We start from the raw sequence: 2,905 nt of genomic DNA, 5'->3' as shown, positions 1-2,905 counted from the left end.
TGCTCGGTGCCGATGTAGTTGTGGTTGAGCATCCGGGCTTCTTCCTGCGCCAGGACGACAACCCGTCGTGCTCGGTCGGTGAACCGCTCGAACATGCCCATCACGCCCCTCAGCGGGCGCCCACGTCACCCGCCCGACGGACGGCACACACGTACCGCAGCGGAGACTTCGCGCTGAGTCGGAGACCCTTGGCCACGTCACATGGTCGACGTGGGCAGCCATTCGTGGCGCAGGCAGGCGCTCTACCCATGGACATACTAGCGCACCGCGCCCCGACGCCGGCGAGCTCGGCCGCGCGGTGCCGGTCCGGCCCGGCACGCTGCACCCGGCGCGGGTGCTGTTCCTCGGCGCCGGGCTGCTCACCGCGCCGACCCTCGCGGTCCTCAGCGTCGGCTCGGCCGGTCCCCGCTCGTGGCTGCTGCTGGCCGCGACCGCCGCCGCGTGCGGGTTCGTCCTGGCCCGGTTCACCGCCGCGGTGCGCGAGCAGGAACGCGCCCAGCGGCAACTGCAGTGCCAGGCCTCCCACGACGTGCTGACCGGCCTGGCGAACCGGGCGACCCTCGCCGAGGCGCTGCACGCGTCGATCCCCGACGCCGGTCAGGTGCACCGGATCGGGCCGGCATCGGCATCGCACCGGCCGGCCCGGGCGCCACCCCGGACGAGGTGCTGCTGCGCGCTGACGGTGCGATGTACGAGGCGAAGCGCTCCGGCCGCAGCCGCTGGGTCCTCGCCGCCTGACGCGAGCACCCCGGACCGCGCCGACCGGGCCGCGCGCCGCGGAATCGGGCACGACCACGCCGGCGCGGGTCAGGGCACGAGCACCACGCCGCCGCGCACGCCGCCACCGGCCAGCCGCTCGTGGGCGGCCGCCGCGTCGGCGAACGGGTGCACGCCGGCGACCCGCAGCGGGATGTCGCCGCTGGTGACGAGCTTGACCAGCGCGCCGAGCCGGGACCCGTCGGGCAGCACCTCCAGCGCGACCGTGCGGATGCCCCGCACCGGCGCCGGGCGCAGCGGGGGTGACGCGGCCACGTATCCGCCGCCGTCTCGGACGAGGTCCAGCAGCGAGGGGCCGATCACCGCCAGGTCGACGACCGCGTCGAACGTCCCCGCCGCGCTGCCCGCCGGGTCGTCGGAGCGCGGCAGGAAGGTCGCGCCCAGCGACTCGACGAACGCCCGGTCGCCGTCCCCAGCGAGTCCCGTGGCGTGCAGGCCGGCCGCCCGGGCCAGCGCCAGGCAGAACCCGCCGACCTGCCCGGCGGCGCCGGTGACGAGCACGGTCGCGCCGGCCGGGAGCGCGAGCAGGTCGAGAGCCTGGGCGGCGGTGAGGCCGTTGACCGGCAGGGTCGCCGCCTCGGTGGCGGGCACGCCGGCGGGCGCGGCGGTCAGCCAGGCGGCGTCGAGCACGACGTACTCGGCGTGGGCGCCGGCCGTGGTCCGCAGCCACGGCGAGAAGCCGATGACCTCGTCGCCGGGCGCGAACCCCTCGACCGCCGGGCCGACCGCGTCGACGGCGCCGGCCACGTCCCAGCCGGGCGTGTACGGCAGCCCGGTCGGCAGCGGGGCCGGGAACCGGCCGGAGCGGATCATCAGGTCGACCGGGTGCAGCACGGACGCGGCGACCCGTACCCGGACCTGCCCCGGCCCGGGCGCGGGCACCGGCACCTCGGCCACGTGCAGGACCTCCGGCCCTCCGAACTGTGCATACCTGACTGCGCGCATCACCGTCTCCTTCGTGCGGACTGATCACCTCGACCGTACGAACCGCGGGCACCACGAGAAAGTAGGTACCGTAAAGTGCCTATGGCACCGGAGGAGGCGAGATGGCGACGACGACCGCGGCGCAACGCCGTGCACAGGCCAGGCGTGACTACGACGCGTTCCTGGACGGCTGCCCGACCCGCGAGCTGCTCAGCCGCCTCACCGACAAGTGGGTCGCGCTGGTGATCCCGGCGCTCGCGGACGGCCCGAAGCGGCACAGCGAGCTCGCCCACCGCATCGCCGGCGTCAGCCAGAAGATGCTCACCCAGACGCTGCGCACCCTCGAACGCGACGGCCTGGTGACCCGCACGGTCACCGCCTCGGTGCCGGTCCGCGTCGACTACGAGCTGACCCCGCTCGGCCACGAGCTGTTCCCGGTCATGCTCGCGATCAAGGACTGGGCGGAGTCCCACATGGACCGCGTCTTCGAGGCCCGAGCCCAGTTCGACGCGCGCTCCTGAGCCATGCGCACGGCCCGGCGATGCCCGCCATGAGGGGGTACCGCCGGGATCCGGAGCGGTCGGACCGGCTTACGCTGCCGGTCGTGGCGCGACGGACGCGGCGAGGACGCCAGCGGCACGCAGCCGGTTGGCCGGGTCGGCCGCCGCCGCCATCGCGGCCTCCGCCGCGACGGCGTCGGTGTCGGGCGGCACGATCAGCAGGTCGATCTGCACGCCCCGGTCGGTGGTGGCGATCAGTACGGCGGGGTCGACCGTGCTGAACCACCCGGCCCGGACCACGCGGTCGCCGACGGCGAGGCGCCGGAAGCGTCCGTCCCAGGTCTCACTGTTGAGCAGCACCTGGCGGATCGGGCCGTACCGCTCGCCGAGAGCGATGATCAGGCCCGGCAGCTCCGCCACCGGATCGCGGGAGCGGGGCCACCAGCCACCGTCGAGGACGGCGCGCAGGACGTGCGTCGCGGCGAGCGTGATGCGTGGCCGGCTCGGTGGTCCCGGCGGCACGACGGTGACGCGCGGGTCGATGGTGGTCATGGCCGGTCCCTCTCGACGATGCGGTGGGGCCCTGTCACGGCTTGTCCGCGACCATGACCTCGGTGGTGAGGAAGAGCGCCGCGATGGAGGCGGCGTTCTGCAGGGCGGAGCGGGTGACCTTGGCGGGGTCGATGATGCCCTCGCCGAGCAGG

At 74.9% G+C, this 2,905-nt stretch carries 3 protein-coding genes; 1 reads left to right on the top strand and 2 read right to left on the bottom strand.

The genetic code is table 11. From position 1 onward, the window contains the following. Positions 1–807: 807 nt before the first annotated feature. Positions 808–1,722: an NADP-dependent oxidoreductase gene (locus tag AB0H83_RS51685; protein ID WP_360111389.1), complete on the bottom strand. Its 915-nt coding sequence runs from the start codon at positions 1,720–1,722 to the stop codon at positions 808–810. Between the two features lie 101 nt (positions 1,723–1,823). On the opposite strand from AB0H83_RS51685, the gene AB0H83_RS51680 reads away from it, so the two are divergent. Beyond that, positions 1,824–2,222, top strand: a complete 399-nt coding sequence (locus AB0H83_RS51680) for a helix-turn-helix domain-containing protein (protein ID WP_360111386.1) — start codon at positions 1,824–1,826, stop codon at positions 2,220–2,222. A gap of 69 nt (positions 2,223–2,291) precedes the next feature. Here the strand turns inward: AB0H83_RS51680 and AB0H83_RS51675 are convergent, their stop codons facing one another. After that, positions 2,292–2,753 (bottom strand): DUF5994 family protein, encoded by a 462-nt coding sequence (locus AB0H83_RS51675; RefSeq protein WP_360111383.1) that lies wholly within the window; start codon positions 2,751–2,753, stop codon positions 2,292–2,294. Positions 2,754–2,905: the final 152 nt, after the last annotated feature.

Source organism: Dactylosporangium sp. NPDC050688, assembly GCF_040654515.1.
Taxonomy (GTDB): Bacteria; Actinomycetota; Actinomycetes; order Mycobacteriales; family Micromonosporaceae; genus Dactylosporangium.
This window is presented reverse-complemented; position numbering and strand designations above follow the sequence as displayed.

Excerpts from the sequence above, each read along its gene's own strand:
- AB0H83_RS51685 (WP_360111389.1), bottom strand. The coding sequence starts at position 1,722 with ATGCGCGCAGTCAGGTATGCACAGTTCGGAGGGCCGGAGGTCCTGCAC.
- AB0H83_RS51680 (WP_360111386.1), top strand. The coding sequence starts at position 1,824 with ATGGCGACGACGACCGCGGCGCAACGCCGTGCACAGGCCAGGCGTGAC.
- AB0H83_RS51675 (WP_360111383.1), bottom strand. The coding sequence starts at position 2,753 with ATGACCACCATCGACCCGCGCGTCACCGTCGTGCCGCCGGGACCACCG.